This is a genomic window from Haloarcula halophila (assembly GCF_029278565.1).
GTDB classification, from domain to species: Archaea; Halobacteriota; Halobacteria; order Halobacteriales; family Haloarculaceae; genus Haloarcula; species Haloarcula halophila.
The window spans coordinates 1675247-1701209 of sequence record NZ_CP119559.1 but is presented as its reverse complement, the minus strand read 5'-3'; the positions used below and the strand labels follow the sequence as shown (position 1 = coordinate 1701209).

28 protein-coding genes and 2 tRNA genes are annotated in these 25963 nt (G+C 64.5%); 10 read left to right on the top strand and 20 right to left on the bottom strand.

Features of this window, described 5'->3' with window-relative positions; genetic code table 11:
* Positions 1–2: 2 nt before the first annotated feature.
* Together P0204_RS09025 and P0204_RS09020 are read left to right on the top strand one after the other, a co-directional pair.
* On the top strand, positions 3–794 hold the full coding sequence (locus P0204_RS09025; RefSeq protein WP_379801666.1) for a CbtA family protein: 792 nt from the start codon (positions 3–5) through the stop codon (positions 792–794).
* Positions 794–1141, top strand: a complete 348-nt coding sequence (locus P0204_RS09020) for a (2Fe-2S) ferredoxin domain-containing protein (protein ID WP_276178375.1) — start codon at positions 794–796, stop codon at positions 1139–1141. Before P0204_RS09025 ends, P0204_RS09020 begins: the two co-directional genes overlap by 1 nt.
* A 23-nt stretch (positions 1142–1164) precedes the next feature.
* Here P0204_RS09020 and P0204_RS09015 read toward each other — a convergent pair whose 3' ends face one another.
* Genes P0204_RS09015 through cbiT form a run of 10 tightly spaced genes read right to left on the bottom strand, consistent with a single transcriptional unit; the run spans position 1165 to position 8878 of the window.
* A complete protein-coding gene (locus P0204_RS09015) occupies positions 1165–1536 on the bottom strand; it encodes a DUF3209 family protein (RefSeq protein ID WP_276178373.1) in 372 nt (123 codons plus the stop codon).
* On the bottom strand, positions 1533–2756 hold the full coding sequence (locus P0204_RS09010; RefSeq protein ID WP_276178371.1) for a CbiX/SirB N-terminal domain-containing protein: 1224 nt from the start codon (positions 2754–2756) through the stop codon (positions 1533–1535). Before P0204_RS09010 ends, P0204_RS09015 begins: the two co-directional genes overlap by 4 nt.
* Positions 2753–3466, bottom strand: coding sequence for a cobalamin biosynthesis protein (locus P0204_RS09005; protein WP_276178369.1), 714 nt, complete (start codon positions 3464–3466; stop codon positions 2753–2755). The genes P0204_RS09010 and P0204_RS09005 overlap by 4 nt, the downstream gene beginning before the upstream one ends.
* A complete protein-coding gene (locus P0204_RS09000; RefSeq protein ID WP_276178367.1) occupies positions 3459–3716 on the bottom strand; it encodes a ferredoxin in 258 nt (85 codons plus the stop codon). The genes P0204_RS09005 and P0204_RS09000 overlap by 8 nt, the downstream gene beginning before the upstream one ends.
* Positions 3706–4677 carry a precorrin-3B C(17)-methyltransferase gene (gene cobJ, locus P0204_RS08995; protein ID WP_276178365.1) on the bottom strand — a complete coding sequence of 324 codons (972 nt, stop codon included), beginning with the start codon at positions 4675–4677 and terminating at the stop codon, positions 3706–3708. Before cobJ ends, P0204_RS09000 begins: the two co-directional genes overlap by 11 nt.
* A gap of 2 nt (positions 4678–4679) precedes the next feature.
* Entirely contained in the window at positions 4680–5585 is a 906-nt protein-coding gene (locus P0204_RS08990) for a precorrin-3B C(17)-methyltransferase (RefSeq protein WP_276178363.1), read from the bottom strand.
* Position 5586: 1 nt separating this feature from the next.
* Positions 5587–6570 (bottom strand): cobalt-precorrin 5A hydrolase, encoded by a 984-nt coding sequence (gene cbiG / locus P0204_RS08985; RefSeq protein ID WP_276178361.1) that lies wholly within the window; start codon positions 6568–6570, stop codon positions 5587–5589.
* Between the two features lie 3 nt (positions 6571–6573).
* Positions 6574–7440, bottom strand: a complete 867-nt coding sequence (locus tag P0204_RS08980) for a cobalt-precorrin-4/precorrin-4 C(11)-methyltransferase (RefSeq protein WP_276178359.1) — start codon at positions 7438–7440, stop codon at positions 6574–6576.
* On the bottom strand, positions 7437–8270 hold the full coding sequence (locus P0204_RS08975) for a cobalt-factor II C(20)-methyltransferase (RefSeq protein WP_276178357.1): 834 nt from the start codon (positions 8268–8270) through the stop codon (positions 7437–7439). The genes P0204_RS08980 and P0204_RS08975 overlap by 4 nt, the downstream gene beginning before the upstream one ends.
* Positions 8267–8878: a precorrin-6Y C5,15-methyltransferase (decarboxylating) subunit CbiT gene (gene cbiT, locus P0204_RS08970; RefSeq protein WP_276178355.1), complete on the bottom strand. Its 612-nt coding sequence runs from the start codon at positions 8876–8878 to the stop codon at positions 8267–8269. Before cbiT ends, P0204_RS08975 begins: the two co-directional genes overlap by 4 nt.
* Before the next feature lie 147 nt (positions 8879–9025).
* Between cbiT and P0204_RS08965 the strand changes: the two genes are divergently transcribed.
* Positions 9026–9844 carry a DUF7839 domain-containing protein gene (locus P0204_RS08965; protein WP_276178353.1) on the top strand — a complete coding sequence of 273 codons (819 nt, stop codon included), beginning with the start codon at positions 9026–9028 and terminating at the stop codon, positions 9842–9844.
* 368 nt (positions 9845–10212) lie between these two features.
* Here the strand turns inward: P0204_RS08965 and P0204_RS08960 are convergent.
* Together P0204_RS08960 and P0204_RS08955 are read right to left on the bottom strand one after the other, a co-directional pair.
* Positions 10213–10286 (bottom strand) — tRNA-Phe (locus P0204_RS08960).
* A gap of 473 nt (positions 10287–10759) precedes the next feature.
* A tRNA-Val gene (locus P0204_RS08955) sits at positions 10760–10833 on the bottom strand.
* A gap of 83 nt (positions 10834–10916) precedes the next feature.
* Between P0204_RS08955 and P0204_RS08950 the strand changes: the two genes are divergently transcribed.
* Together P0204_RS08950 and P0204_RS08945 are read left to right on the top strand one after the other, a co-directional pair.
* The gene (locus P0204_RS08950; protein WP_276178351.1) at positions 10917–11495 is read left to right on the top strand and encodes a DUF192 domain-containing protein; all 579 of its coding nucleotides are present in this window, start codon (positions 10917–10919) and stop codon (positions 11493–11495) included.
* 40 nt (positions 11496–11535) lie between these two features.
* Positions 11536–13458, top strand: coding sequence for an ABC transporter ATP-binding protein (locus tag P0204_RS08945; protein WP_276178349.1), 1923 nt, complete (start codon positions 11536–11538; stop codon positions 13456–13458).
* A gap of 256 nt (positions 13459–13714) precedes the next feature.
* Here the strand turns inward: P0204_RS08945 and P0204_RS08940 are convergent, their stop codons facing one another.
* Positions 13715–15928 carry a carboxypeptidase regulatory-like domain-containing protein gene (locus tag P0204_RS08940; RefSeq protein WP_276178347.1) on the bottom strand — a complete coding sequence of 738 codons (2214 nt, stop codon included), beginning with the start codon at positions 15926–15928 and terminating at the stop codon, positions 13715–13717.
* 431 nt (positions 15929–16359) lie between these two features.
* Here P0204_RS08940 and P0204_RS08935 point away from each other — a divergent pair, with 431 nt between their 5' ends.
* The 3 genes from P0204_RS08935 to P0204_RS08925 all read left to right on the top strand — a co-directional run bounded on the left by P0204_RS08935 (position 16360) and on the right by P0204_RS08925 (position 17788).
* Entirely contained in the window at positions 16360–16809 is a 450-nt protein-coding gene (locus tag P0204_RS08935; protein ID WP_276178346.1) for a hypothetical protein, read from the top strand.
* A 175-nt stretch (positions 16810–16984) separates the two neighbouring features.
* Complete coding sequence (locus P0204_RS08930) at positions 16985–17593, top strand: XylR N-terminal domain-containing protein (protein WP_276178344.1); 609 nt, start codon at positions 16985–16987, stop codon at positions 17591–17593.
* A 3-nt stretch (positions 17594–17596) separates the two neighbouring features.
* Complete coding sequence (locus tag P0204_RS08925; protein ID WP_276178342.1) at positions 17597–17788, top strand: hypothetical protein; 192 nt, start codon at positions 17597–17599, stop codon at positions 17786–17788.
* Positions 17789–17973: 185 nt separating this feature from the next.
* Here the strand turns inward: P0204_RS08925 and P0204_RS08920 are convergent, their stop codons facing one another.
* The 3 genes from P0204_RS08920 to coxB are packed head-to-tail and all read right to left on the bottom strand — an operon-like array spanning position 17974 to position 21600.
* Positions 17974–18240, bottom strand: coding sequence for a cytochrome C oxidase subunit IV family protein (locus tag P0204_RS08920; RefSeq protein WP_276178340.1), 267 nt, complete (start codon positions 18238–18240; stop codon positions 17974–17976).
* 4 nt (positions 18241–18244) lie between these two features.
* Positions 18245–20788 carry a cbb3-type cytochrome c oxidase subunit I gene (locus P0204_RS08915; RefSeq protein WP_276178338.1) on the bottom strand — a complete coding sequence of 848 codons (2544 nt, stop codon included), beginning with the start codon at positions 20786–20788 and terminating at the stop codon, positions 18245–18247.
* Entirely contained in the window at positions 20785–21600 is an 816-nt protein-coding gene (gene coxB, locus P0204_RS08910) for a cytochrome c oxidase subunit II (protein WP_276178336.1), read from the bottom strand. The genes P0204_RS08915 and coxB overlap by 4 nt, the downstream gene beginning before the upstream one ends.
* Positions 21601–21718: 118 nt before the next feature.
* On the opposite strand from coxB, the gene P0204_RS08905 reads away from it, so the two are divergent.
* Positions 21719–22243, top strand: coding sequence for a DUF6789 family protein (locus P0204_RS08905; RefSeq protein WP_276178334.1), 525 nt, complete (start codon positions 21719–21721; stop codon positions 22241–22243).
* 178 nt (positions 22244–22421) lie between these two features.
* Here P0204_RS08905 and P0204_RS08900 read toward each other — a convergent pair whose 3' ends face one another.
* The 3 genes from P0204_RS08900 to P0204_RS08890 all read right to left on the bottom strand — a co-directional run bounded on the left by P0204_RS08900 (position 22422) and on the right by P0204_RS08890 (position 24483).
* Entirely contained in the window at positions 22422–22868 is a 447-nt protein-coding gene (locus P0204_RS08900) for a DUF5790 family protein (protein WP_276178331.1), read from the bottom strand.
* A gap of 116 nt (positions 22869–22984) precedes the next feature.
* Positions 22985–24088 carry a DUF7544 domain-containing protein gene (locus P0204_RS08895; protein ID WP_276178329.1) on the bottom strand — a complete coding sequence of 368 codons (1104 nt, stop codon included), beginning with the start codon at positions 24086–24088 and terminating at the stop codon, positions 22985–22987.
* A gap of 47 nt (positions 24089–24135) precedes the next feature.
* On the bottom strand, positions 24136–24483 hold the full coding sequence (locus tag P0204_RS08890; RefSeq protein WP_276178327.1) for a dihydroneopterin aldolase family protein: 348 nt from the start codon (positions 24481–24483) through the stop codon (positions 24136–24138).
* A 75-nt stretch (positions 24484–24558) separates the two neighbouring features.
* Between P0204_RS08890 and azf the strand changes: the two genes are divergently transcribed.
* Positions 24559–25332 (top strand): NAD-dependent glucose-6-phosphate dehydrogenase Azf, encoded by a 774-nt coding sequence (gene azf, locus P0204_RS08885; RefSeq protein ID WP_276178325.1) that lies wholly within the window; start codon positions 24559–24561, stop codon positions 25330–25332.
* Here azf and P0204_RS08880 read toward each other — a convergent pair whose 3' ends face one another.
* Complete coding sequence (locus tag P0204_RS08880; RefSeq protein WP_276178323.1) at positions 25333–25944, bottom strand: DUF309 domain-containing protein; 612 nt, start codon at positions 25942–25944, stop codon at positions 25333–25335.
* Between the last annotated feature and the right edge of the window lie 19 nt (positions 25945–25963).

Here is a 25963-nt window from a genome sequence, read left to right as displayed (position 1 = left end):
GGATGTTCTTCGCGTATCTCCGTCGAGGCGTGAAAGCAGGCGTCGTCGCGGGACTGGTGTTTGGCCTTCTCGTGGCGCTGGTCGCGAACCCCCTCGTCGCCTTCGCGGACGAACTGGCTCACGGGGGTGACCAGGCCGGCGAACACGGGCACGAGCACGCAGCCGAAACCGAGGGCCACGCTGGGGGTAGCCACCACGACAGCGCCGTCTCGATGGCGATGACGAACTCCGTGAGCGTGGTGTCGGGCGTGCTCTGGGGCGTCCTCCTGGGCGTCGTCGTCTTCGGGGTCGCGTACTACTTCCTCGAACCGCTGCTTCCGGGCACCGGGGCCACGAAGAGCGTCCTCCTCGCTGCCGCGGGCTTTCTCACCGTCTCCGGCGGGCCGTGGCTCGTCCTGCCGCCACAGCCGCCCGGTGTCGAACAGTCACTGCCGACGGACACCCGGCTCCTGCTCTACGGCGGGATGATGGCCGCAACTGCGCTGGTCAGTCTGTCGGCGTTCGTCGCGTACGACCGACTCCGGGCGACACGGTCGCGAGCCCGTAGCGCCGTCGTCGCAGTGGTACCGTACTCTCTGCTCGCGGTCCCGGTCGCTCTCGTGCCGACAAACGGCGTCGCGAACACGGTGCCCGCCGAGGTCGCGACGGGACTGACCGGGCTGATCGTCTTCGGCCAGGTGTTGCTCTGGCTCACCCTCGCCGGGACCCACGCCTGGCTCAGTGGTCGATCCGACGACCAGCCGGTCGGGGATGTCGGGACGGAACTGCCCGACGGACCACCCGCCGCGGACTGATGCGCGAGCGCACAGCGGCGATCAACGAGAACGGCTTCACGGACCACGTGCTGGTCTGTACGAACGCGAGAGACGGGGAACACGCCGCCTGTGGGGCGGCACACGGTGACGAAGTCTACGAGGCGGTCCAGTCGTGGCTCCGCGAGCGTGGGGTCTTCTGGTCGCGGGTCCACGTCGCCGAAACGAGCTGTCTCGGTCTCTGTAGCGCCGAGGGGACCGCGGTCGCGATCCACCCGCGGGGCCGGTGGTACTCCGACGTGGTCCCCGGAGACGTGCCGGCGCTACTGGAAGCGGAGTTCGGTGCCGACGCGACACACCTCGGGAGCAGGTCCGACGATAGTCGGTGAGAAGCGGTAGGTGGGTGACGGGCTTACTCTTCGACGGGGAACGTCTCGTGGAGGACGTCGTGTGCCTCCCCGAGACCGTCGAGGACGCTCTCGCCCTGTGCGGTCAGTCGGTGGACGGCCCGCTCGGCGTCGCGGACCGCCACCAGACGGCCCCGGAGGTAGTCGTACTCCGGGTCGTCCGGATCGGTCGACGCGATCTCCGATTCGAGATCGACCAGCGCCGCGTCCAGATGGCGTTCGACGGCCGACAGCGACTCCGCGTTCGCGAGGGCCTCGATGGGGCCGTCGAGGTGGCCCTCCAGTTCGTTTTTCGCGTGTTCTCGTGCGCTCTGGTCGTCCGTGCCGAGCACGTTCAACAGTCCGAGTCGTAGGGCTTCGAGTTCGTAGCAGCTCATAGTGTCTGATCGACGAGGTCCGAGACGATGCGGTCCCGATCGAGGTGGGACGAGACGATCCGTTCCGCGTCGCTCTCCTCGACGCCGCCGTACCAGACGCCGTCTGGGTAGACGGCGACCATCGGGCCGTCCCCACAGCGGCCGAGACAGGACGATCGGGTGATCCGGGCGTCACACGCCTCCGAATCCCGGGCGGCCTGTCGAAGCCGTTCGAGGACGGCCGGCGCGCCGTCGGTGGCGCAGGTCTGGTTCGTACAGACGGCGACGTGGGACTCCGGCGCGTCGTGGGTGTGGGGCTGGTCGTCGACGTCGTCCCGGTCCGCGTGGGTCTCCTGGTGTGTCATCGCCCGCAGCAGCGCCTTGGCTCCACCCACGTCCTCCTCGTAACCGTCGAGTTCGACCTTGTACTTGCAGGTGTCACAGGACATGTCGACGCTGTCGGTCCGGGCCTCCTGCCAGCGGTCGCCCAGCACGTCCAGCAGCCGGCCGTCGGTCCCGAGCGGGTCGCCGGCGCCCGCCTCGACGTAGGGGTACTCCTCGTCGAACTCGGCGGCACCATCGCGGATACGGCCGGTGAGGACGCCGTCGCCCAGCATGTACGGGAGGACGACCACGGCGTCCGGGCGGTCTTTCGCGACGGTGTGGAGTCGTTCGTCAAGCAGCGGTTCGGTGACGCCGATGAAGGCCGTCTCGACCCTGTCGAAGGCACGCCCCTCGTACAGCAGGCGGGCGAGCTTGTGGGCGTCGCTGTTCGCGTCCGGGTCGCTCGACCCGCGCGCACAGAGGACGACCGCGACGTCGTCGGTCTCGCGGTCGACGCCCAGTTCCGCCTCGACGGCCGCCGCACGGTCGTCGAGCAGGTCCACCAGCGCCGGGTGGACCCCGAGATGCGCACCGTTGTGGACGGTGAGATCGTCGTGCGTCTCGCGGGCCTGCTGGACCGCCAACGGCACGTCGTTCTTGACGTGGCTGGCGGCAAACAGCGAGAGCTGGACGGTCGTCACGGCCGAGACGGCCCCGGCCAGGCCGGCGATGGCGTCGTCGATGGCCGGCTCCGCGAGTTCGAGAAAGCCCGCGTCGACGGGGATACCCAGCCGCTCCTCTAGGTCGGCCGCCAGCGTCCGGACCTGTTCGTTGGATTTCTCGCGGCGGGAGCCGTGGCCGACCAGCAGGACGGCCTCGTCGTCGAGACTCGCCGGCGCGGACTGGGTGGTGGTCACGACAGCTCACCCACCTCGGCGTCGGTCGCGCGTTCGACGCTCCGGCGGAGCTTTTGCCGCCGGTCGGCCGAGTACAGCCCCGACTCGTCGCTGTCGGCGTACACACACTGCGCGAACGCGTCCGTGTCCGCGTCGTCGGCCAGCCCGAACCAGTGTCCGCCGGAGGACGCTTCCGAGAGGCTGTCGGCCGGGACATGCGGCTCGGCGGCGTCCAGGAGTGCCCGAACCGTCCGGAGCAACCCTTCCTCGTCGTGGACGAACGAGATCCCGACCGACCCGGACGACTCGCGGAAACAGACGGTCCCACAGGCTTCGAGCAGTCCCCGGAGGAGTTGCGGGCGGTACTCCGCGAAGGTGTCGAACCGGTAGCCGCCCGGCTGACCGTCGATCGGCAACCCGAGGGCGGCGCTCGCCCGGTCGGCCAGCGGTCCGAACACTTGGAGCTCGAACTCCTCCTCGAACCGGACGATCGAGGCGTCGTGTGCGGACTCCCGGGCGGCCACCCGGTGGGCCTGGTCGGTCCGGTCGGCACCGGCGACGGCTGCCAGCGCCTCGGCGGCCGTCTCGTCTTCCGTCCGGACGGTGACACAGTTCTCGGAGAGGGCACCGTCACCGGCGACACGGCCCCAGAAGTACGCCGTCTCGGGGGTCGACGCCAGGAGGTCCCCGACGGGTTCGATCGTCGTCGACCGCCGGTCCGTGTCACTCATCGGCGCCCTCCAGCACCACGTCGATCGCGTCGACCGGGCAGGCACTCGCGGCCTGCTGGGCCGCTTCCAGACGGTCGTCGTCGAAGGTCACGAGCTGACTGCCGTCGTCGTGGTCCCCGAGCGTGTCCTCGCCGCCTTCGATCGCCGCCAGTCCGTCCTCGGCCTCTACGAATCGGTCGTCCCGGACGAGACAGGCGAAGATCCCGTCACAGGCGGCCCGATCCAGCCGGACCTGGTACTCAGTAGTCATACTTCGACTCGTACCCCCGCGGAGTCACCATCCGATCGTCCCAGACGTAGGTCTCCTCGTTGCCCACGAGGATCGTCGTCGTCATGTCGATCAGCTCCGTCTCGCCCAGCTCCGCCAGTTCGCCGAGTTCGATGATCTCGACACGCTCGTCCTCGCGGCCGGCGCCGTGGACGATGCCCACCGGCGTGTCGGGCGCGCGATGTTCCAGCAGGATCTCACAGCAGGTCTGGAAGTTCTCCCGGCGCTTGCGGCTCCAGGGGTTGTAGATGGCGATTGTAAAGCCCTCGCCGGCCGCGGCGTGGAGCCGCGACTCGATCTCCGGCATGTCGGTGAGGTGGTCCGACAGCGAGATGCTGACGGTGTCGTTGACGAGTGGCGCACCCAGCCGCGCGCCACAGGATTGGGCGGCCGGGACCCCGGGAACGACCTCGAAATCGACCATGCTCGCGGTCGCGCCCTTCGATTCGAGGATCTCCAGTGCCAGACCCGCCAGCGCGTAGACGTTCGGGTCACCGCTGCCGATGATCGCCACGTCGTTGCCGGCCAGTGCGCGGTCGATCGCCTCCTCGGTGCGTGAGACCTCCCCACACATCGGCGTGTCGTACAGCTCCTCGGCCGACTCCGTGACCTCGTCCGGCAGGAGGTCGACGTAGGTCGTGTAGCCGACGATGTGGTCCGTCGACAACAGCGCCTCGCGAGCGCGGGCGGTCATCCCCTCGGGTTGTCCCGGTCCGAGTCCCACAGCCGTCAGCCGGCCGGGGTCGGCCTCGAAGTCGTCGACAGTGGACTCGACGGTCTCGTCGGTCGTTGACCCCGTCGAACTCCCACAGCTCGACTCGGACGACGAACTCGACGCGCCACAGGCCGAACTCGTCTCGGCGTCCGTCGCGTCTGCCGTTTCGCTCGCGGTGCAACTCGTTTCGGTCTCTGTACTCCGTTCGGTGGTGTCGTCAGTGCTCATTGTCAGAAATCGTCGACGTCACGCCCGCCGCGCGGGGTGACGAGGTGGTTGCCGTAGTCGTTCTCCCAGACCGTCGTCTCGTGGGTGCCGATCAGGATGGAGGTGCCCATCCCGCCGACCTCCTCGTCGTGGTCGGTCGCCGCACCCAGCGTGGTGATCGTCTGTGTCTCGTCGTCGCGGTTCCGGCCCGCGTCGCCGCGACCGGCGTCGTTGATGATGCCGACCGGGACGTCGTCGGCCCGCTCCTCGCGGACCACCTCGATGGCCCGCTCGTAGTCCCGCCAGCAGTTGTAGAGGACGATGACGAAGCCGCTGATCGCCGCTGCGCGGAGTTTCTCCTCGATCTCCTCCCAGCCACGCCACTTGTCGGACAGCGAGACGGTACAGAAATCGTTCGACAGCGGAGCGCCGAGGTTCGCGGCGCCGCCCAGTGCCGCTGTCACGCCGGGGACGATCTCGATCGGAACGTCGTACGCCTCGTCCTCCTCGGCCATCGTGTACAGGAGGTCGCTCTTCCCGTAGACGTTCGGGTCGCCGCCGGAGACGTGGGCGACGTCCTCGCCGGCCCGGACCCGCTCGAAGGCCTCGCGGGCGAGTTCGACCTGCCGACCCATCGTCGAACGGACGAGCGTCTGGCGATCGCCGGTCGGCCGTTCGAGGACGGTCCCGGCCTCGTCTCCGGCCGTCGCCCCGCCGTCTGGGGCCGCCTCGACTTCGGCGGCCTCCGGGGGGAGCGTCCCGTCCCGCCGGAGGAACTCCTGGTACAGCGTCGAGGCGATGACGCAGTCGGCGGTAGCGATCACGTCCTTGGCCCGCTGGGTCATCGCATGCGGCAGGCCGGGGCCGATACCGACCACGTAGAGCGTTCCCAGCCCGTCAGCTCCGTCCGATACGTCGGACCCCGCCATACTACTGCCCCACCGCGACGGTCACGGCGTCGTCGAACCGTTCTTTCTCCCGGAGGAGTTCGTGCTCGCGGCCGCCGGCGATGGCCGACGCCTCCGCGATCCCCGGCCAGCCGATGAGTTCCTTCGACCGCGAAGGGGAGGGTCCCTCGAACTCCGCGAGCGTCTCCTTCTCGAAGAGGACCACGCCCGCCCCGATCTCCTGTGCCGCCTCGTAGATGCCGTCCTCGCCCTCTTTCCGGGTCCCGGTCGCGACGAACTCCACGTCCGAGGTGTCCAGCCCGAGATCCGCGAGCGCGGCGTCCCAGGCGTTGAGGACCTGCGCCTTCTCGACGCCGGAGACGGTGCCGGTCCCGAGCACGACGCCGTCGTCGGTGTTGCGCTTGAGCACCGTCACGTCGTCGCCGACCAGCACCGCACGCGGCCCGTCGAGGCGAGCGACGGGGCCGAGTTCGTCGTTCAGGACGGCCAGATTGGTCGCGACCGTCGAGTCGCCGTTGACGACGTGTGTGTCCAGGGCCTTCGCCTTGCTCTCGACGCCCTGTTCGCCGGCGGCCTCGCTCGCGGTCGTCATCGCCGGGACCGCACCCAGTTGCGAGAGGTCGTGTGCCACCTGGTTCGCACCGTGGTGGCCGCCGGTGATCGGGATCGCCCACGTGAGTTGTTCGTCGACGACGACGATAGCGGGGTCGTCCCACTTGTCGTCCAGGAGCGGTGCAGTCTTGCGCATCGCGATGCCCGAGGCCATCAGGCCGAGGAAACAGTCGTACTCGCCCCAGTGGTCCTCGAAGACGTCGCCGTGGTACTCGACGACGTCGATCCGCTCGTACTCGTCGGCGAGTTCCGACGCGATCTCTTCGGCGGTGTCGAGCTTCCGCTCGAAGGAAATTATCGCGATCTCCTCGGCCACCTCGCCGTCCGAATCCGGGGTCGAACAGTGGCCGCCCGATTCCTCGTCTGTCGTGTCGTCGTTCGTGTCCGTGCTCATGGATTAGTCGTCCGCCTCGCTGTCGGTCGCGTCCCGGTTCGCCCAGCCGTCGTAGAGGTAGGAGCGCTCGTAGCCTGCTTTTCGTGCGGCGTCGCCGATGACGACCATCGCGGACGCGCGGTAGCCGGCCGACGCCACGCGCTCGCCGATGGTCTCGATCGTCCCCTCGATGACGTCCTCGTCGGGCCAGGACGCGTGGTAGACGACCGCGACGGGGGTCTCGGGGTCGTGGCCCGCTTCGAGGAGCCGGTCCATCGTCTCGTCGACCGCGTGGGTCCCGAGATAGATGCAGGTCGTCACGTCGCCCATCTCGACGAACTCGCCGATATGGTCGTCTTCGGCGTCCAGCGTCTTGCCCTGTGGTCGAGTGAACGCGACGTGGTTGGCGACGCCGTTCAACGTGAGCTGTGTCCGTAGCGTCGCGCTGGCGGCAAACGCCGAGGTCACGCCGGGAACGATGTAGGTGGGGACGCCCTCGTGTTCCAGGGCGTCCATCTGCTCGACGGCCGCGCCGTAGATCGCCGGGTCGCCGCTGTGAAGCCGAACGACATCCCGTCCGCCCTCGTAGGCATCGCGCATCAGCGGCACCAGCTCTTCGAGGTCCTTGCCGATACTGGACACCTGTTCGGCGTCGTCACAGTAGGTATCGAGGAGTTCGCTGTTGACCAGCGAGCCGGCGTGGACCACGAGGTCGGCGGCCTCGACCAGTTCCTTGCCGGTAACGGTAAGTAACCCGGGGTCGCCGGGGCCGGCACCGATAAACGGAATCCCGGGCTGGGTCTCGCCGGCCGTTCGCTGATCGACCCGTGGGTCCCGCTCGACGCCGGCCGCGTCCGTCTCGGCGTCGATAGCCTCCTGTGGATCAGTCATCGCGACTCCCCCGAGACGGCGTCGCCACACGCCTCGCCCTCGGCCCGCTCCAGTGTGGCGGCGTCGAGGCTGTCTCCTGCCCGAGCGGGCGTCCCGCCGTCGGTCTCTGTTTGGACGCCGCTGCCGGAGTCGGGATTCGGGTCCGCCGCTTCGAAGGTCGCGGTCGCGGGCTCGGCGTCGAGGCCGCGTTTCTCGGCGTAGGCCAGCGTGTAGTAGTCCCGGTCGCTGAGGGCGTCGGGGTCGTCGGTCACGACGGTCTCGCCCTGGTCCATGTACAGCCGGCGGCCGTACACCACGTCGTAGCCCGCTTCGACGAGGCCGTCGTGGGTCGCCGGCACGTCGGTGACTTTGAACAGGATCATCCGGTCCGGACCGGTCGGGGACACACCCCGAGCGGCTTCGTGCAGCGCGATACTCGCCCCGGCGGCGATCTCGACACCAAGCGCCGTCGTGAACGCGGTCACGGCACTCACGCCGGGAACGACCTCCACGTCGACGCCCGAATGGAACGCCGAGAGGGTCCGCCGCAGATGGCCGAACGTCGAGTAGACGTTCGGATCCCCGAGCGTGACGAACGCCGCTGTCCCGTTCCGGGCGCGGGGTGCGATCTCTTCGGCGGCGTCTTTCCACGCTCGCCGGAGTTCGTCCTCGTCGCGGGTCATCGGGAAATCGAGATCGCCGATCCGGTCTTCGGGGACGTGTTCGGTCGCGACCGACCGGGAGAGCCGGCCGGGCGAGTAGACGACATCGGCCGATTCGAGGACGCGACGGCCGCGGACGGTCACGAGGTCGGCGTCACCGGGACCGAGGCCGACGCCGTAGAGGGTCATCGCTGGCTCCCGTCGGCGTCCTCGCGTTCGGTTCCGGTCGCTTTTTCGCCGCCGTCCGTCGCGACCGTGTCGGTCCCACCGACAAGCATGTACACCGGGTTCTCCGAATCGAAACTCGTCGCTCCGGCGAGTTCGTAGCCGTGACTCACCTGGAACTGGAGGACCGCTTCGAGCAGTCCCCGGTCGCGAAACGCCTCGGTCGCAGCCCCAGCGACTTCCAGCCGGGAGACGTTCATGACGACGCGATCGATACCGGCCTCGACCGCGTGGTCGAGGACCGCCTCGTAGTTCCGACTGCCGCCGAGAAACAGGGTGTCTGCGTCCTCGGGGAGCCCTTCGGGCGCCTCGGCGTGTCGGAGGTCAACGTCGCCGTCGACGTCGTTCGCAGCGAGGTTCTGCCTGGTGGTTTCGAGCCGTTCGGGCTTTCGTTCGAGGGCTGTCACCCGATCGGCGCGCCGTGCCGCCTCGATCGTGACGGCGCCGGTACAGGAGCCGACCTCCACGAAGTGATCTGTCGGCCCGAGGGCCAGTTTCTGCAACAGGACGGCCCTGACCTCCGGTTTGGTCGGCCCGGCCTTCGCGTCGTGTGGGAGCGAGACGTGTGCCATCGACCAATACAACTGTCGTAGCGCGTAAAACAATTTTGGTTGTTTTAGATATACTGGGGTTGTTCTATACGCCACGAAACGCTCCGATCGCCAATCTCAGACGAGCTAAGGCAAAATTACTTTAGTTCGCAGTGCAGAAAGCCGACAATGCCGACGAACGCGGACGATGCCGACGAGTTCGGTGTCCTCCAGAGCAAGCGTAACGCGACGCGGTACCAGATCCTCGTCCAGATCGCGGAACGACAGCCCGCGGTCAACCAACAGGAGATCGCGGACGCCATCGGCATCACCGCACAGGCCGTCAGCGACTACCTCCAGGACCTGATCGAACAGTCGTACGTCGACAAGCACGGCCGTGGCCGATACGAGGTGACGAAGGAGGGCGTCGACTGGCTGATCTCACAGACCGACGAACTACGCGGGTTCGTCCAACACGTCTCCGAGGACGTGATCGGCCAGGTCGAGATCGAGACGGCGATCGCGACGACGGCGATCGAAGAGGGCGAAACCGTCTCGTTGACGATGCGGGACGGCGTGTTGCGTGCGATGGCCGGCAACACCGGGGACGCAACCGCAGTTGCGGTGACTGACGCGGCGGCCGGCCAGGACGTCGGCGTGACGAACTTCGAAGGAGTGGTCGACTACGAGCTTGGTTCGGTGACGATCGTCTCGATTCCACCGGTCCAAAACGGCGGGAGTTCGGCGGTGGACCCGGACCGGATCGCGGAGTTGGCCGCTGGCCACGACCTGTTGGCGGTGGGTGGCGTCGAGGCTGTCGCCGCCGCCGAAACAGTCGGTCTCGATCCCGACATTCGGTTCGGCAGTGCCGCTGCTGTTCGCGAGGCGGCCGCGAAGGGGCTGGACATACTGCTGTTGGCTTCGACGGATACGCTGTCGAAACACACCGACACGCTTCGGGACCAGAACCTCAGTTACGAGGTCGTCGACGTTGCCGACACGTCCTGAGTCTGCCCTGTCTGGCTGTCGTTTCTCCGCTGCTGGATTCACCGGCCCAGCACGGCTTCCCGCTCAACTCAGCGAAACGAGAATCGTACGGTAAGCGGATGCCGCTTCCCTGATCGTGAACTACGCCCGGAACTGCTTGCTACGCCTTTCTGGTCTACTTCAAGTCGCGGTCGGGGGCGTTTTCACTGCTCACTTCGTTCGCAGGAAAATGCCGCCTCCCGGATTGTGAACCGAGTCGAGACGTTCCGGGTCGCTCACTGCGTTCGCTTCCCCGGCGTGCGACTCGCCGGGTTCAAATCCGTTCGGGAGCAGTTTCGTGGCCGACGGCTCACTCGCGCTGCTCGTTCGCGTAGTCGACCACAGAAACATGCCGCCTCCCGGATTTGAACCGGGGACAGCTCGATCTTCAGTCGAGTGCTCTCCCAGTCTGAGCTAAGGCGGCGCGCACTTCGACGGATGGCCAGTGTATAAAAAAGGATTTCGAAAGCGGGTAGTCCCAGTCAGGGAAGGAACAGGTCCGCACTGTCGTAGCTGGCCCCACAGTCGTCACACTCGTACTCCGTGCCGTTTGTCGTCGAGACGTCGCCATCACACTGGGGACACGTCGATCCGCCGATCATGACTCTCGGTATCATAGAACGGAATAAATGGTTTTCGGCACGTGTTGCTACAGCGACAGCACCCGTTCTGCAATTTACGGTGTCCACACAGACACCGCTGGCTCCTCACTACGTTCGTCGCAGTCGGCGTCAGAAGTGGGTCCGGGCGTCCTGCGCACACGGTGCGCAGGGATCGGGAGAGCCTCGCTCTCCCGGCGGATTCGAACCACGGTCACTCCGCGCTGCTCCGTTCCCTGATTCGAATCCGCCCGTCATCTCGGTCCAGTCACTCGCGGACTGCTCGCGACAGAAACAGTGGGTCCGGGCGGATTCGAACCACCGGCCTCGGCCTTGTAAAGGCCGCGTCATAACCAACTAGACCACGGACCCGCATCCCTCAGTTTTCCATCGGCAGGAATAACGCTTTCTCTCTCGGTCGGAACGCTTAGGCCCGCGCTGGCCTACCCCTGGGTATGGAGCGACGCGCCGGGATGGTGGTTCTGGCCACTGTCGGGGTGTTGGTCGGTGGAGCGCTAGTCCTCCAGTCGGGACTGTGGGTCGACCTCGTCGGGACCGGCGAGTACGAGCGCGGGACGGTCACAGTCACGGAGGGCGAAGACACGGCCGACCGCACGGAGACGCCGGTGGGGACCGCGACTACTGGGACGACTGTCGCAGTCAGGGAGAACGACGCGGGGGCGACGCTGGCGACCGTCGAAGTCCGGATCGCGGACACGGGGACGAAACGGTACGTCGGCCTGAGCGAGACCGACTCGCTGGCGCCCGACGAGGGGATGTTGTTCGTCCACGAGGAAGTCGGGACCCACGCCTACGTCATGCGGAACATGTCGTTCCCGCTCGATATCGTCTTCGTCGACGCCGACGGCACCATCACGACGATCCACCACGCGTCGCTACCCGAACCCGGCGACGAGACGCTCCACCGGTACGAGGGCCGCGGGAAGTACGTCCTCGAAGTGAACCGCGGGTGGGCCAACCGGACCGGCGTCTCCGTCGGGGACCGGGCCGAACTGCCGGAACGCGTCGCGTAGCCCGACGGTCTTTTGCGCGTCCGGACCCTTCCCTCGGCCAATGGACATCGACTCGGCGTCGGACGACGACGCCTTCGAAGACGCCCGCGAGCGAGTCGAACGCCCGATGTGGCGGCTGTTCACCGAGTACGGTCGCGGGCAGCGCCTGGCGTTCGTCGCCGGACTCATCAGTTCGATCGCCGCCCGGATGCTCGATCTGTTGCCCCCGTTGTTGCTCGCGCTCGCGCTCGATACCGTCATCCAGCAGACCGACAGCACCTACGGCCTCCTGCTGGTCCCCGACGCCTGGATTCCGCCCGGCGAGGCCGCCAAGCTGTGGCTGACCGCGGGGTTGATCGCGGCTTCCTTCGGCCTGGGTGCCGTTTTCCACTATTCACGGAACTGGGGGTGGAATAAGTTCGCCCAGCACGTCCAACACGCCGTCCGGACAGACACCTACGAGACGATGCAGCGGCTGAACATGGACTTCTTCGCCGACAAGCAGACCGGCGAGATGATGTCGGTGCTCTCGAACGACGTCAACCGACTGCAGAAGTTCCTCAACGACGGGCTCAACTCCTCCTCGCGGCTGATCATCATGGTCGTCGGCATCGCCGCCTACCTCTTCTACATGAACTGGCAGCTCGCGCTGGTCGCCCTGCTACCGGTCCCGATCATCGCCGTGTTCACCAAGCGGTTCATCGAGACCATCCAGCCGAAGTACGCCGACGTCCGCTCCTCGGTCGGGAAGCTCAACTCCCGGCTGGAGAACAACCTCAGCGGCATCCAGATCATCAAGACGGCGAACACCGAGGAGTACGAGTCCGACCGCGTCGAGGACAGCTCACAGGAGTACCTGGACGCCAACTGGGACGCCATCGAGACGCGGATCACCTTCTTCCCGGGGCTGCGACTGGTCTCGGGACTGGGCTTCGTCGCCACGTTCATCGTCGGCGGGCTGATGGTCATCGGCCAGCCGCCGGGGCCGCTGACGGCGTCGCTGTCCCCGGGTGAGTTCGTCGCCTTCATCATCTACACCCAGCGGTTCGTCTGGCCGATGGCGCAGTTCGGACAGATCATCAACATGTACCAGCGGGCCTACGCCTCCGCCGAGCGGGTCTTCGGCCTGATGGAGACGCCCGGACGACTCGAAGAGCGGACCGACGCACCGCCGCTGTCGGTGACCGAGGGGGCCGTCGAGTACGACGACGTCTCCTTTGGCTACGGGGAAGACGAACCCGTCCTCTCGGATGTCTCTTTTTCGGTCGAGGGCGGTGAGACGGTCGCGCTCGTCGGCCCGACCGGCGCGGGGAAGTCGACGGTGATGAAACTGCTCCTCCGGATGTACGACGTCGACGAGGGCGCGATCCGCATCGACGACCAGGACCTCCGCGAGGTCCAGATCCCGAGTATCCGGCAGTCGATCGGCTACGTCAGCCAGGAGACGTTCCTCTTCTACGGGACGGTGCGTGACAACATCGCCTACGGCACCTTCGACGCCAGCGACGAGGCGATCCGGGAGGCCGCCGAGGCCGCCGAGGCCCACCAGTTCATCCGGAACCTCCCCGACGGTTACGACACGATGGTCGGCGAACGCGGGGTCAAACTCTCGGGCGGCCAGCGCCAGCGGATCGCCATCGCCCGCGCGATGCTGAAAGACCCGGAGATCCTCGTGTTGGACGAGGCCACCAGCGACGTGGACACGGAGACGGAGATGCTCATCCAGCGCTCCCTGGACGAACTCACTGCCGACCGGACGACCTTCGCTATCGCGCACCGACTCTCCACTATCAAAGACGCCGACATCATCGTCGTCTTCGAAGACGGGGAGATCGTCGAGCGTGGGACCCACGACGACCTGCTGGCCGCCGACGGCCTGTACGCCAACCTCTGGGCGGTCCAGGCCGGCGAGATCGACGAGCTACCCGAGGAGTTCGTCCAGCGCGCGGTCCGCCGTCGCGCACAGACCGACGCCGACGACTGATCGCCTGGATCGCCAACTATCGGAGTCCGGCAGATCCCTGGCAAGAGTGCTCAGAGGCGATTCCACGTCCCTCTTCCGTCGCGAAACGTGTGGTATCCAGACGATCTACGCTTTCCATCCTCGTGTTCGACGACCCGAGGACGGCCTCTACTCGATGATTACGGAAGGTCCGCTGGTCATCCTGCTGACGGTCAGTGTGTGTGTGAAAGTAAGGAAGCGACGAGTGGACAGTTCGACACGAACTAACTGCTCGGGACTATCTGGTGTTGTAAGCCTCGACCACTTCGAGGACCTCTATAAAGCTAACATCTCTACCATTGAACTCCGAATCGCTGTTGAATGCTTCAATTACTTGCAGCACTTCCGTGAATTCCGGCTCACCAGGCTCGGTCGGTAAGCTACCTGAGTCTTCGATCTCGAGGGTAGTGTTGCGTGTGCCTATTTGCTCTGCCCCGGTAGCAGTGGCTTCGACATGGACCGCTTCAGATGAGATCTCGTCCGAAACTGCGTATGTGACCGTTACTTCTTGGCGTACCACTGTCGGAACTCCATTCAGGAAGTAGACTGCTTCACTGGATTTCACCCCGCGCCCGTCTCCCTCGAACTTGCTGATCGAGACGCCGTCTGGTGTGTTGAAATCGATTCCAGCGGAATCGAGATCAGTGTCTCCAGTATTATCTAACGAATACGTTACACTAACGTCTCCCCCGGCACGCACGCTGACACTATCTTCTGCGGTGAAATTAATATTGTCTCCGGGGGTCGCTGGTGGATCGGACGAGTCTTCGAGAATATCGACAGTGCTAGTAACTGTATCCGTCTCGGGCGTGCCGAGGTGGGCTCTCGCGAATATCTCTTTTTCTCCGACCGCGATGTTGTCACTAGCCTCAAACGAAACGGTCGTAGTGCGGGACTCTCCAGGCTCGATTGGGTCACTGAAGAACACGGCTCTAGTTTCCTCATCTCCGGTAATCGAGACTGGGTCCACTCCTGACGGAACAGTGAGTTCGATGGCTCCCGTTGATGCTTCTCCACCGGTGTTCGAGACCTCATACGTTATTTCGAACCGGTCACCAGGGACGACCCTCTCTAGGTTGTCAGAGGCGACTACCGACACCTCGGGACTTGGTGGAGCAATCGGGGGCTGTGAAGGCGAAACGCCGGTAATTTCGACGTTTGCAGTGGACGTTCGGCCAGACTCCACCACTGTCGGTACTGTCTGGCCCGACTCACCGCTATATGTTGCTTCCACGACAACCCTCTCTCCGGAGCCGATGTCGATCGCAGTTTCGTACGTCCCGTCGTTATCGGCCGTCGTGCTCGCGATTATCTCACCCGATCCCTCGGGTCGTATTCTGACGTTTGCGTTCGGAAGCCGTTCGTTGTTCTCGTTAGTTACGATTCCACTAACCACTGCGGGCTCGTCGGACACCGGTGAAAATGTGATCGTGTCCTCCGTTGAGACAGGTGCAACCTGACCGGCCGTGAACTTGACCCCAGCGTCCTGTGCGGTGGACGACCTGAATTCGAACTGTGCCTGTCCGTCCGGTCCGGTCGACTCGACAGTACTGCCGTCTACCGTGCTGGGTGTTTCAGCTCTGACGGTGGTTCCCTCGAGCGGATCTCCGTTTTGATCGCGAACTAAGACCGTGTACGTTGCATCTGTCGACCCATCCGCAGGGACAGTGTTATCGGACGAGATAACGATGATCTCATCCGGTAACAGCAGTTGACCTAGTAACAAATCTTGGGTGGTTGTTCGTTCCGCCTCGATTGTCACAGCTTGAGACCCGCTGTTCATATATCCCGACTTCTCTGCGATCACTTCGTAACTTCCAGTCGGTAATTCCACGGTGTAATCGCCACGCTCGTCTGTCTGGACTTGTGACACGATCTCGCCAGTGGCGGGATCTCTTACTTTGACCGTCGCATCAGTGATATTGTTGTTATACCTATCTGTAACTCTCCCGGATAAAAATCCGTATTCTTGAATAGACGATAGAACGATATCGGCCTCAGAAGTCAACTGAGATTCGACTGTAATCGAGCGGGCGGTCCCGGTTTCGTATGCGGATGAAGCGGATCCGGCTACGATCGAGTAACTTCCCGGTGTGACTTCCATCGTATAGCGCCCAGTACTGTCCGTCCGCTTGGTCGCTACCGTCTCGCCTGTCGACGGGTCGATAACCTCAACCAGGATATCCGAGAGAGGATCGTTACTGGTGTCTACTACTTGGCCGGATACGAAACCATACGATTCCTGTCCATCACCAACGGTCAGACTCCCACTTTCGATCGTTTCTGACGTATGGGCCTCTCCGGTTTCAGAGAGTCCTTCTGTAGGTTCTGTCGCTGTTACCGTGCCAGCGGACATGACGAACGCACCCCCAACCGCTGAAACGGTCAACGCTATTGTCAGTCCAACTACCACACTACGCTTGAGCGACGCAAACCGAGTTTCCGTCTTCATTTTTGCACGTGTTTAGTTATGTCTGCCTAAATAATACTTTTGTACCGGAAACATTTATGCTGGCACAACTGTGCAATCCCGAGACGTTACTCTCACTTGGAGCGTAGCCTTCTCGGCCGGGTCGGTCTCTTGACCTATGCCCCTCCAAGTGGTCGCGTTAGATATCGTAGCCGTCGAAAATCACTGTACACCCGATCGCACGACGGCAGTACGGTCTGAATATCAAAAATTTTACCATCGCTTGATGACGCGCTGGTCCTCGTCGATATAACAAACTGTTATATACTGTGCTTCGTTGACGGTGGTCACTTTTAGATACAAACAATCGGAAACCGGCTCAGAGCGTTTCGCTCCATATGGGCTCAGTTTCTCCGAACAGGATCGGTCGAGTGGGTAAACTGTTATTACGCCCTGTCATGTAACAACGTAGCATGGCGACCGCATACCTCGTGAGTACGGCGTTGATGGCGGTGCTCGCGGTCGCGGTGGTGGCATGGCTGATGAACGGGCGGACGTGGTACCACTACTCGCCGCCGGCACAGGGTGCCGCAGGGTTGCCGGAGCCGGTCGATGCCGAGAGCGGTGGCCCGATCGGGCGACTGGCGAGTCAGCCGGCGGTTCAACTCGCCGGCTTCGTCACGCTCGTCGTCGCCGTGTTGGTCGTCCCGATCGTCTACATTTCCGCACCCAGTGGAAGTCAGCCGATGGTCGGAACGGCCATCGCCGGCGGCGGTGGTGCCCTGGTCGTGGGCTATCTCCTCTACGGGGTCTACGTCGCTGCTAGTGGTCGGGGACATCCTCGTTCACTGGCCGTCGCCGAGTCCGCGACGGTCGCTGGCGTGCTCTTCCTGGTCGCCATCGTCGCCCGCCTGGTGATGTAAGACAGACCCGACGGCACGGTCCGCGATCCGGGTGGCCGCCCCGGTTGCGACACCGAGCACACCGGTGTGATCTCCGCTGCGGCCGACAACGTGGGAGTACGGCAGTGCCGTCTGTTTTCGCTGTTGATATTCGGGCCAGTAGTAATTTTTACCGACAGGCGTTTCCTTCCTCCGGATGCAAGCATCAGACTTTCAACTGGAGGCGGACCTCGAATACGGTACCAGAGACGGGGTCAACGCATTCAAAAACAACCGGATGGTGACGTTCAACGCCGACGCGATCGGGCTGTTGCGACAACAGCTCATCGACGCCGTCGGTGTCGATACCGCGCGTGACCTGCTCCTGCGGTTCGGTTTTCAATCTGGACTCGCCGATTTCCTCCAGATGAAAACCGCCTACGATTTCGAGACCCCAGACGACCTTCTGGAGGTCGGTCCGGCGTTACACACCCAGGAGGGGATCGTCGCGGTCGAGCCGGTCGAGATGGAGTACGATCGAGCCGAGGGCCACTTCTATTTCAACGGCCTCTGGCACAACTCATACGAGGCGGAACAACACGTCATACACAACGGTGAGAGCGACCACCCTGTCTGCTGGAGCCTCATGGGGTACGGCTCGGCGTGGTGTAGCGGGTTCATGGGCGAACCGGTTCTGGAACTGGAGACACGCTGTGTCGGAATGGGTGACGACGTCTGTGAGTGGGTTATCAAACCGATCGACGAGTGGGGTCCGGACGCAGAACCGTACATCGCGGCGCTAGAAGATCTCTACGCGGAGGTGTGACCGATGGGAGAGCAACTCATGGAGTACTACGCGATCGTCGAAGACGAACAGGGACTCTCGGGAAAGATGGAACTCGCGAAGAAAACGAACCTTCCGGGGACGAAAGCGTCGACCGCCCCCGACTCGGAGGAGAACATCGAGCTGTTCCGCGAGGCCGTCACGGAGATACTCGGTGAGCAACCTCCCCACGTGTGACGACCGACGACGATCGACTCCCGTCCGGGTACGGGTCGCCCGGTGTTGCCCCGCGGCTCTCCGGCCGCTTGGACACCGAGCGAGAGCGCCCTGCTGGGCGGCGCACCACTACTCGGCCCCGATGCCTGCCGGTCCGTTCTCGCTCACGAGGTAGGGCGGGGTCCGGCCGGTCGAACCGCTCCCGGTCAGACGATCGAGTAGGCCGCCGCGGCGGTCAGTGCCAGCGCGGCGGTCGTGCCGCCGAGGACCAGGTACGTCACCGCACGTGGCTCCCAGCGCAGATGCTGGTAGTAGGCGGCGACGCCGACGGCCTTGACGACCGACAGCACCATGATGACCGCGAAGGCCAGCCAGTAGGCGCTGTCGACGAGGCCGGTGAACTCGACGACGGCCTGGGCAGTCGCGAAGACGAACAGTACGACGTATATCAGGGTGTATCCTTTCCAGTCCATTGTTCTAGAGGATGTAAAACAGCGGGAACAGGAACAGCCAGACGATGTCCACGAAGTGCCAGTACAACCCGAAGTACTCGATGGGCTTGTCGTCGCCCTGGTAGGCCCCGTTCCAGGCCCTGACAGCCATGTACGCACAGATTATCAGGCCGATGATGACGTGAGCGCCGTGGAGCCCCGTCGTCAGGTAGAACGTCGAGGACCCGATGTTCGTCGAGAGGGTCCAGCCGTTGGGGAACGCCTCGCTGTGGATGTGGAATAGGTGCTGCCACTCGATCCCCTTGTTGATGAGGAACCCGACACCGAGCGCGAAGGTCCCGACCAGCGCGGCGACGGTACCGCGACGGTTCTCCCGCTCTGCGGCGACCATCGCGATGACGACGAGGAAACTCGACGTGAGCAACAGGTAGGTGTTGATCAGCCCCGGCATCGTGACGTGTGCGGCCGGGATCAGGTCGTGGTGCCAGTCCGTCCAGCCGTAGGCGACTCGGACGAAGGCATACGAACCGATGAACGCGCCAAAGAGGACGATATCACTCGCGAGGAACGTCCACATCCCGAGTTTCACCTTCTCGACGCCTTCGAAGGGCCAGCGCTCGGCGATGGCCATCTCGGGGGCGTGGAACGGTTCGCGGGTCATCCCGAACAGCGAGCCAAAGGTCGCCAGGCCGCCGGCGACCGCCATCCCGAGGTAGACGACGCTGCCGGTCCGGACGCCGGAGAGTCCGAGGAACATGACGAACCCGCCCAGGCTGATCAGGAACGGCCAGAAACTCGCGTGGCTCGCGTGGTCCTCGCCGGCAGTCTCCTGGGTGGTCCCTAACACGGTCGCCCCCGTCGCGGTCACGGGCGTGGCCGTCCCGCCGTCGGTTGCTGTCCCGCCGTCGGCGGCGACCGATCCGGTGCGCTCCGCGACTTCCTCGTCCGAGAGGAAGGAGAGCGAGCCGTCGGCGTAACTGGGCAGCCCCGGGAAGTTCTCCAGGGGCGGCGGCGAGGAGACCGCCCACTCGGCGGAGGTGGCGTACTCCCAGGGGTTGTCGTCGGCGTCGGCCCCCCGCCACAGCGAGACGAACAGGTTGTAGAACATGATGAGGAAACTCGCGCCGAGGATGAACCCGCCGACGGTAGCCATCGAGTGCCAGATCTGGAGGTCCTGGGAGTACTCGAAGACGCGCCGGGGGGTCTCCCAGGCGACGAACATCGGGAAGTACAGCAGATTGAACCCAACGAAGTACACCGCGAAGTGGAGTTTCCCGAGGAACTCGTCGTACATCTTCCCGGTGATCTTCGGGTACCAGTAGTAGAGCCCGCCGAAGAGTGCCGTCGCGCCCGCGACCATCACGTAGTGGAAGTGCGCGACGACCCAGTAGGTCCCCCGGAACTGATAGTCCAACACGATCGCGCCGAGGAAGACGCCGGTGATGCCGCCGACGATAAAGAGGATCAGCGCGCCCAGCGAGAACAGGAACGGCGTCTTGAACCTGACCCGCCCCTTCGCCATCGTGTAGATCAGCGAGAAGACCATCAGGTCAAAGGGTAAGGAGATACCGATGGTCGTCGCCATGAAGACGGTCTTGATGGGGAGGTTGATCCCGGTCAGGAACATGTGGTGCATCCAGACAACGAAACTCTGGATCGCCACCAGCACCATCGAGATGATGAACCACTTGCGCCCCACCAGCCGGCGGCCGGTAAAGGTCTGGAAACACTCGGCCATCACGCCCAGTGCCGGGAAGAAGACGATGTACACCTCCGGATGGCCGAAGAACCAGAACAGGTGTGCCCACAACAGCGAGGCACCGGGGTTCTCGGCGCTGGTCGCCATCGTCGAGCCGTCGTTGGCGAACTGGAAGTAGGTCGTCCCGATGATGTGATCGGAGGCGAGGATCATCAGCGCCGCGAGCAACGCGGCGAAGGCGAAGAGCATCATCCAGACGGTGAGGTTGATCGTCAGCGAGAAGATGGGGATGTCCCGCATCCGCAGGCCCTCGGCGCGCATCCGGTACATCGTCGTCAGGAAGTTCACCGATCCCAGCGTCACCGCGGCCGTGAACATGATCAGCGCCAGCACGACCGACGTGGCCCCCAGGCCCTCGCCGGGGATGTACGCGGGCGTGTTCAAGGGCGCGTACATCGTCCACCCGCCGGCGAAGGTCGTCCCCTGGAAGAAGGAGACGCCCATCAGGATTCCCGAGAAGAGATAGAGCCAGTACGACAGCGCGTTCAGCCGGGGGAACGCGAGGTCGTCGGCCCCGATCTGGAGCGGGACGATGTAGTTGGCGAAGCCGAAGGCGAAGGGAGAGATGAACCAGAACACCATCAACAGGCCGTGTGTCGAGACCGCCTGGTTGTATCCGATCTGACCCAACAGATCGGCACCGGGGCTGATCAGTTCCAGGCGAAAGAGAAGCGCCAGCATGCCCCCGAAGACGAGGAAGAAGAGCGCGGTGATGAGATAGAGGATACCGATGTCCTTGTGGTTGGTCGTCAGGAACCACCGACTGACGGAGGATTTCGGCGGGAGGCCGTGTTCGTGGTCGTGGCTCATGCCGGCACCTCCTGGGGTGGAATCACAGTTGCGGACGCCGCCCCTGCGGGTGCGACCGGGGCCACGCTCGCGGACTGGCCCGCCTCAATACTGGTCGTCTCGTTGGCTGCAGACGTGTTCGCGTACCAGGCGTCGTACTCGTCACCGGGCATCACGTGAACGGGGGCGGTCATGACGGAGTGGCCGCTCCCACAGAGTTCGTAACACTTGGCCTCGTAGGTCCCGGTCTCTGGCGCGGTGAACCACGCCGTGGTCGTCTGGCCGGGGACGGCGTCGGTCTTGACCCGTAACTCCGGGATGCCGAAGTTGTGGAACACGTCCCGCGAGGTGACGTTCAACTTGACCACCCGGTCCTTCGGGACTCGCAGCGTCGCGGACTCGTGCCCGTTGGGGTACCGGAACGTCCAGCCGAACCGGTATCCCTCGACGTCGATCTCCATGGCGTCGATGTTGTCGCCCTCCGGCGCGGTCTCGACGTACAGCAACGTCGTGTAGGTCCAGGCGATCAGCGAGACGACGATGATCGCGCTGATGCCGAAGGAGTAGAACACTTTCCGGCCGCCCGACCCGCCCGTCGGCAACTCCCCCATCGAGGGCCGTTCGACCTTCTCGGCGTAGGGGTCCTCGTCGCTCGCGGACTCCCGGTACTTGAGCGCGTGGTACATCGTGTAGGCGATCACGACGATACCGACCAGCGTTCCCAGGCCGAGGAACACCTCGAAGATGCTGTTGAACACGTCGCTGGGCGCCCTGACGCTCCCACCGTGTAACGGACTCCCAACCACGATGCGTGGTAGCACATATCCCTCCATTTCGTTGATGATATTTCACACCGTGTAATAGGTATTATGGACAGCTAAGTTACATAATTGGGCCGTTCACTGTATATGTGCGGGAACCTTTTTATTCGCTGGTACGTTATTCCATACCATGGGAGATACCACACCGAGCATCGAGGACCCGATGGCCGAGGAATCGGTGACCGACGCAGAGGAGTTCGATAGCCTCGCCGGGATCGTCGCCGACGGCGTCGTCGGCGCCGCTGGCGGGCTGGTCGGGACTGCCATGATGAGTGTCGTCTTCCTCATCGCGCAGTCGCTGGGAGTGTTCAGTATCTCCGACTTCGCTATCCTGACCGAGCTGGTCGGTCTGTCCGGCTACGTCCCCGAGGTGCTGGTCGGATTCATCATCTTCCTGGGCGGGGGGATGTTCCCGTGGCCGCTACTGTTTGCCTCGTTGAAGGCGTATCTCCCCGGCCAGTCCTCCGATGCTGTCAGCGGTACGTTCTTCGGCGGGGCGATGTGGACCGGCTTCGTCCTGGCGTTCTACACCGGACAGAGCGGGATCGCACTGGGACTCTACGCTGTCCTGACGCTGCTTGCCCACGTCGTCTACGGCGTCGGTCTCGGGATGGTCTTCGACTACTTCGCGACCCGGCCGGACTCGATCGTGTAGGGACGGCGGTCAGTGGCTGACTCGCTGTGCTGGCCAGTCTGACGGCTTGGCCGAGTCGTCGATCCGGCCGACGACACCGGCGAGCTCAGCGAAAACGGGATGCCTAGTGGATTCCGGTCGAGATGCTCCTGAACGGCGCAAACGAGGCGCCGGCGGCGCTGCGAAAGCGTATCGGTACTTAGGCTTCGGCCTCTCCGGCGTCGCTGTCCGCGTCGGCCTCGGGACCGTCCTCGTCGGCCTCGAACTCTTCGAGAGTCCCACGGAGCTGTGGGATCGTCGCCGTGAGGTCGCCGACCTGCTCGCGGGCGTCCTCCACGTCCTCGATGAGGGCTTCGACGTCTTCGATGGCCGCCGCGAGGTCGTCGGCGTCCTCGAAGGCGTCGGCGCGTTCGCCCATCGTGTACCACTTCTTGGCGTCACGGAGGTGGTCCTCGGCGTCACCGACGTCCAGGGCCGTCTTCAACGCGTTGAGGACACCGAGCGTGTTGTCCGCTTCGACCTCCCAGATCGCATCGGCGTCGGGGAGCGCCGCGCGGGCGTCCGCAAGTGACGCTTCCACATCCGAGCGCATCTCGTCTGCCGCCTCGCCGAACAGGTCGTCGTCGTCCAGACTTGTCTGTCCCATACCGATCCGTTCGACCGGCGGGGGATTAAAAGCCCGCCTGAAAGTGAAAGTGTAACCGCACGACGGGGTCGGACCACTACTGACGAAACCGAAACTAGTACCGATCGAGGGCGCTCTCAGACGCTCTCCTCGCTGCGGAGTTCCCGGCGGACCTCGGGGATCGGATCGAGCGCGTCGTCGATGTCACCCAGTACGAGCATCGCGTAGTACCGCAGGAACGTCTGCAGCGGTGCTTTGATCATGTTCGCGACGACGAGCATCACGAGCAGATAGAGAAGGAAGACGATGGCACCGCCGGCGAACCCGGCGGTCTGGCTGACGGTCGACAGCCCGAATCCGACGATCAGTCCCACGATGCCGAACGGGATCGCGACGATCAGCGCGGCGACGAGAGCGGCGATGGTCCCGACGATACTCACGCCGATCCCCAGCACGACCGAGAAGAAGACGTACGCGAGGTACTGTTTCGGTTCGGCCCGGAGCGATCCGCCGAGCTGTCTCCAACCGGCCACGAGCCCGTCGCCGCGCTGGATCATCATCGGGACGACGAAGACGTTCGTAAAGCCGTTGATCAGTCCGTAGACCACGACGAGTCCGATCAGCGAGACGGCGACGATACCGAGCGAGCCGATGAGCACCGACGCACTCGGGTTCTGGAGGTTCCCGCCGGCGACGACGAACACCGCGGCGAGGGCCGCGACCACCAGCGTCAGAAACACCAACCCCAGGACGAACCGGAAGCCGAACAGCCACAGGCCGTTGCCCTTGTGACGGCCCAGATACTGGCGGACGTGGATCTCCTGGCTGATCAGCGACTGGGTGAAGGAAAACTCCATGACGGCCCCGAGATACGCGAACAGGAGCGCGACCACGAGGAATCCGACGACCGCCGCGATCACCACTGCCGAACCGATCTCGTTCGCGAGTGAACTCGGCTCCGCGGGCACCGGTGCGCCGACCTGGAACGCCGGGTTCGGAACCGCCGGCAGCGACTCCAGTGGTGCCGTCAGCGAGAACTCACCGGCCGATGGGCTCCCGGTCCCGTCCCCGCCGACGTTGCTGAGTTGGCCGACGTTCTGGACACCACCGGTACCACTGCCACCACCGATGAAGAAGACGACGAGTGCCATCCGGAGCCACTGTCGTAACTCGAAGGGAAACAGGAACGACTTGGTGGCGTCGATCGCCTCGTCGATGTCGTCAACCGCGTGGAGGGTCATAACGTTCGCTGTTGTGACAGCACGGACAGTAAACGTTTGGAACTGTCTCAGTCCCTGAGATCGTCGACTTCCATCAGCGGGTAGTCGCCGTCCATCGACATGCTCGTCTCGACGGTGACGCCGTCGTATTCGATCACCATCTCGACCTCCAGGAAGCGGCCGGTCAGTTCGGTGTACTCGGCGTCGGCGTCCTCGATCGCCGCCTGTAGCGCTTCGGTTCGGACCGAGACCGTGACCGACTCACAGTAGGGCTGGTTCTCGATGGCTTCCTCCATCGCCCGGGCCAGCGAACCGGCGCTGTCGGGACTGACCGGCGTCCCCGCGAACTGGTGATACAGCGAGCCGAACTTGATCCCGGCTTCGAAACACGCGACCTGTGGCGGCGTCGGGTCCATGGCTGACCCTTCATTCGCCCGGCACATAACCGAACCGCAAGCTACCTATTGTGTGGTACCTATTCCACTGATAACATGGACGAGACGGTTCTGCTCACCGGCGCCGGCGGGGCAGTAGGGGAGGCGATCCTCGAAGGGATCGGGGACGCCTACGACTGGCGACTGCTGTTTCACAACCCCCCGGCTGAGGAGCCAGACCACGAGTACCTTGTCGGCGATGTCGACGACGAAGCGGACGTAAAAACGGCGATGGACGGTGTCGGTGCGGCCATCCACCTCGCCGGCGACCCCCGCCCCGAGGCCCCGTGGCCGTCGGTACTGACCAACAACATCGACGGGACCCAGAAGATGTACGAGGCAGCCGTCGCCGAAGGGGTCGAACGGTTCGTCTTCGCGTCCTCGAACCACGCCGTCGGCGCGTTCGAGACCGACCGCCGCACCCCGGAGATGTACCGTCCGGAGGACGACTTCCTGCTCGACGGGACGGAACTCCCCCGCCCGGGGAACCTCTACGGCGTCTCGAAGGCCACCGGCGAAGTGCTCGGTCGGTACTACCACGACGAGTACGGCCTCGACGTCTGTAACATCCGGATCGGCAACCTCACGCGTGGCCATCCGCCGATCGATTACGAGCGCGGCCAGGCGATGTGGCTCTCCTACCGTGACTGTGCGCACATCCACGACTGTGCGCTGCGGGCCGACTACGACTACGAGATCGTCTACGGCATCTCCGACAACGACCGCAAGTACTACTCCATCGAGCGCGCGAAAGAGGTCCTCGGGTACGAGCCACGGGACAACTCCGCACATTTCGAGGATGGCGAGCGGGTCGTCGAACCCGATCTCTGATCAGTCGAACAGCCCCGCCACGTCGTCGTCTTTCTGTCGCTCCCGTCGGACGTGATCACCAAGCCGCTGGAAGACCACCGGCCGCTGCTCGCGCTCGCGAACGAACGAGAACACCAGTCCGACGAACCGGCCGTCTTCTCGATCGTCGAGTTCGTCCCGTGCGTACTCGACGGCCTGTTCGAGGAGTCCCTCGTCGTAGCCGTCGGCCGCTGCAAGCACCGTCGCGGCGATCGCCGTCGCCTCGAAGTCGAGGTCGTCGTACCCGATGACGGCGCCTTCGTGAGTCAGTCGCGGTGGCTCGGCCCAGTCGACGGCTTCCGGGTCGGCGGCCACACGGGCGAGGAACCGACGGACCGGTTCCAGATCGACGCCTCGGTAGACGGCCGGTAGTTCAGCCAAGTACTCGCCGGCGCTCTCGGCGAGGCCACCCGCGCCCGACCAGTTCTCGGTTCGACCGTGGTGGACGACGGCGGTGAACTGGATGAGTCCGTGGAGGTATCGTTCGTCCTCGCCCGCCGGGAGCGCCAGCCACCGGTCCTCCCAGGCGTCGTGGGCGGCGTGGTACCGGCCGGCGTTGTAGACGGCGATGCCGGCACGGAGGTGGGGACGCATAGCGGCCTTTGGCGGCCAT

What these genes read in the sequence shown, in the direction of transcription:
- P0204_RS09025 (WP_379801666.1), top strand. Translation starts at nt 3, where the DNA reads ATGTTCTTCGCGTATCTCCGTCGAGGCGTGAAAGCAGGCGTCGTCGCG.
- P0204_RS09020 (WP_276178375.1), top strand. Translation starts at nt 794, where the DNA reads ATGCGCGAGCGCACAGCGGCGATCAACGAGAACGGCTTCACGGACCAC.
- P0204_RS09015 (WP_276178373.1), bottom strand. Translation starts at nt 1,536, where the DNA reads ATGAGCTGCTACGAACTCGAAGCCCTACGACTCGGACTGTTGAACGTG.
- P0204_RS09005 (WP_276178369.1), bottom strand. Translation starts at nt 3,466, where the DNA reads ATGAGTGACACGGACCGGCGGTCGACGACGATCGAACCCGTCGGGGAC.
- P0204_RS09000 (WP_276178367.1), bottom strand. Translation starts at nt 3,716, where the DNA reads ATGACTACTGAGTACCAGGTCCGGCTGGATCGGGCCGCCTGTGACGGG.
- cobJ (WP_276178365.1), bottom strand. Translation starts at nt 4,677, where the DNA reads ATGAGCACTGACGACACCACCGAACGGAGTACAGAGACCGAAACGAGT.
- P0204_RS08990 (WP_276178363.1), bottom strand. Translation starts at nt 5,585, where the DNA reads ATGGCGGGGTCCGACGTATCGGACGGAGCTGACGGGCTGGGAACGCTC.
- cbiG (WP_276178361.1), bottom strand. Translation starts at nt 6,570, where the DNA reads ATGAGCACGGACACGAACGACGACACGACAGACGAGGAATCGGGCGGC.
- P0204_RS08980 (WP_276178359.1), bottom strand. Translation starts at nt 7,440, where the DNA reads ATGACTGATCCACAGGAGGCTATCGACGCCGAGACGGACGCGGCCGGC.
- P0204_RS08975 (WP_276178357.1), bottom strand. Translation starts at nt 8,270, where the DNA reads ATGACCCTCTACGGCGTCGGCCTCGGTCCCGGTGACGCCGACCTCGTG.
- cbiT (WP_276178355.1), bottom strand. Translation starts at nt 8,878, where the DNA reads ATGGCACACGTCTCGCTCCCACACGACGCGAAGGCCGGGCCGACCAAA.
- P0204_RS08965 (WP_276178353.1), top strand. Translation starts at nt 9,026, where the DNA reads ATGCCGACGAACGCGGACGATGCCGACGAGTTCGGTGTCCTCCAGAGC.
- P0204_RS08950 (WP_276178351.1), top strand. Translation starts at nt 10,917, where the DNA reads ATGGAGCGACGCGCCGGGATGGTGGTTCTGGCCACTGTCGGGGTGTTG.
- P0204_RS08945 (WP_276178349.1), top strand. Translation starts at nt 11,536, where the DNA reads ATGGACATCGACTCGGCGTCGGACGACGACGCCTTCGAAGACGCCCGC.
- P0204_RS08940 (WP_276178347.1), bottom strand. Translation starts at nt 15,928, where the DNA reads ATGAAGACGGAAACTCGGTTTGCGTCGCTCAAGCGTAGTGTGGTAGTT.
- P0204_RS08935 (WP_276178346.1), top strand. Translation starts at nt 16,360, where the DNA reads ATGGCGACCGCATACCTCGTGAGTACGGCGTTGATGGCGGTGCTCGCG.
- P0204_RS08930 (WP_276178344.1), top strand. Translation starts at nt 16,985, where the DNA reads ATGCAAGCATCAGACTTTCAACTGGAGGCGGACCTCGAATACGGTACC.
- P0204_RS08925 (WP_276178342.1), top strand. Translation starts at nt 17,597, where the DNA reads ATGGGAGAGCAACTCATGGAGTACTACGCGATCGTCGAAGACGAACAG.
- P0204_RS08920 (WP_276178340.1), bottom strand. Translation starts at nt 18,240, where the DNA reads ATGGACTGGAAAGGATACACCCTGATATACGTCGTACTGTTCGTCTTC.
- P0204_RS08915 (WP_276178338.1), bottom strand. Translation starts at nt 20,788, where the DNA reads ATGAGCCACGACCACGAACACGGCCTCCCGCCGAAATCCTCCGTCAGT.
- coxB (WP_276178336.1), bottom strand. Translation starts at nt 21,600, where the DNA reads ATGGAGGGATATGTGCTACCACGCATCGTGGTTGGGAGTCCGTTACAC.
- P0204_RS08905 (WP_276178334.1), top strand. Translation starts at nt 21,719, where the DNA reads ATGGGAGATACCACACCGAGCATCGAGGACCCGATGGCCGAGGAATCG.
- P0204_RS08900 (WP_276178331.1), bottom strand. Translation starts at nt 22,868, where the DNA reads ATGGGACAGACAAGTCTGGACGACGACGACCTGTTCGGCGAGGCGGCA.
- P0204_RS08895 (WP_276178329.1), bottom strand. Translation starts at nt 24,088, where the DNA reads ATGACCCTCCACGCGGTTGACGACATCGACGAGGCGATCGACGCCACC.
- P0204_RS08890 (WP_276178327.1), bottom strand. Translation starts at nt 24,483, where the DNA reads ATGGACCCGACGCCGCCACAGGTCGCGTGTTTCGAAGCCGGGATCAAG.
- azf (WP_276178325.1), top strand. Translation starts at nt 24,559, where the DNA reads ATGGACGAGACGGTTCTGCTCACCGGCGCCGGCGGGGCAGTAGGGGAG.
- P0204_RS08880 (WP_276178323.1), bottom strand. Translation starts at nt 25,944, where the DNA reads ATGCGTCCCCACCTCCGTGCCGGCATCGCCGTCTACAACGCCGGCCGG.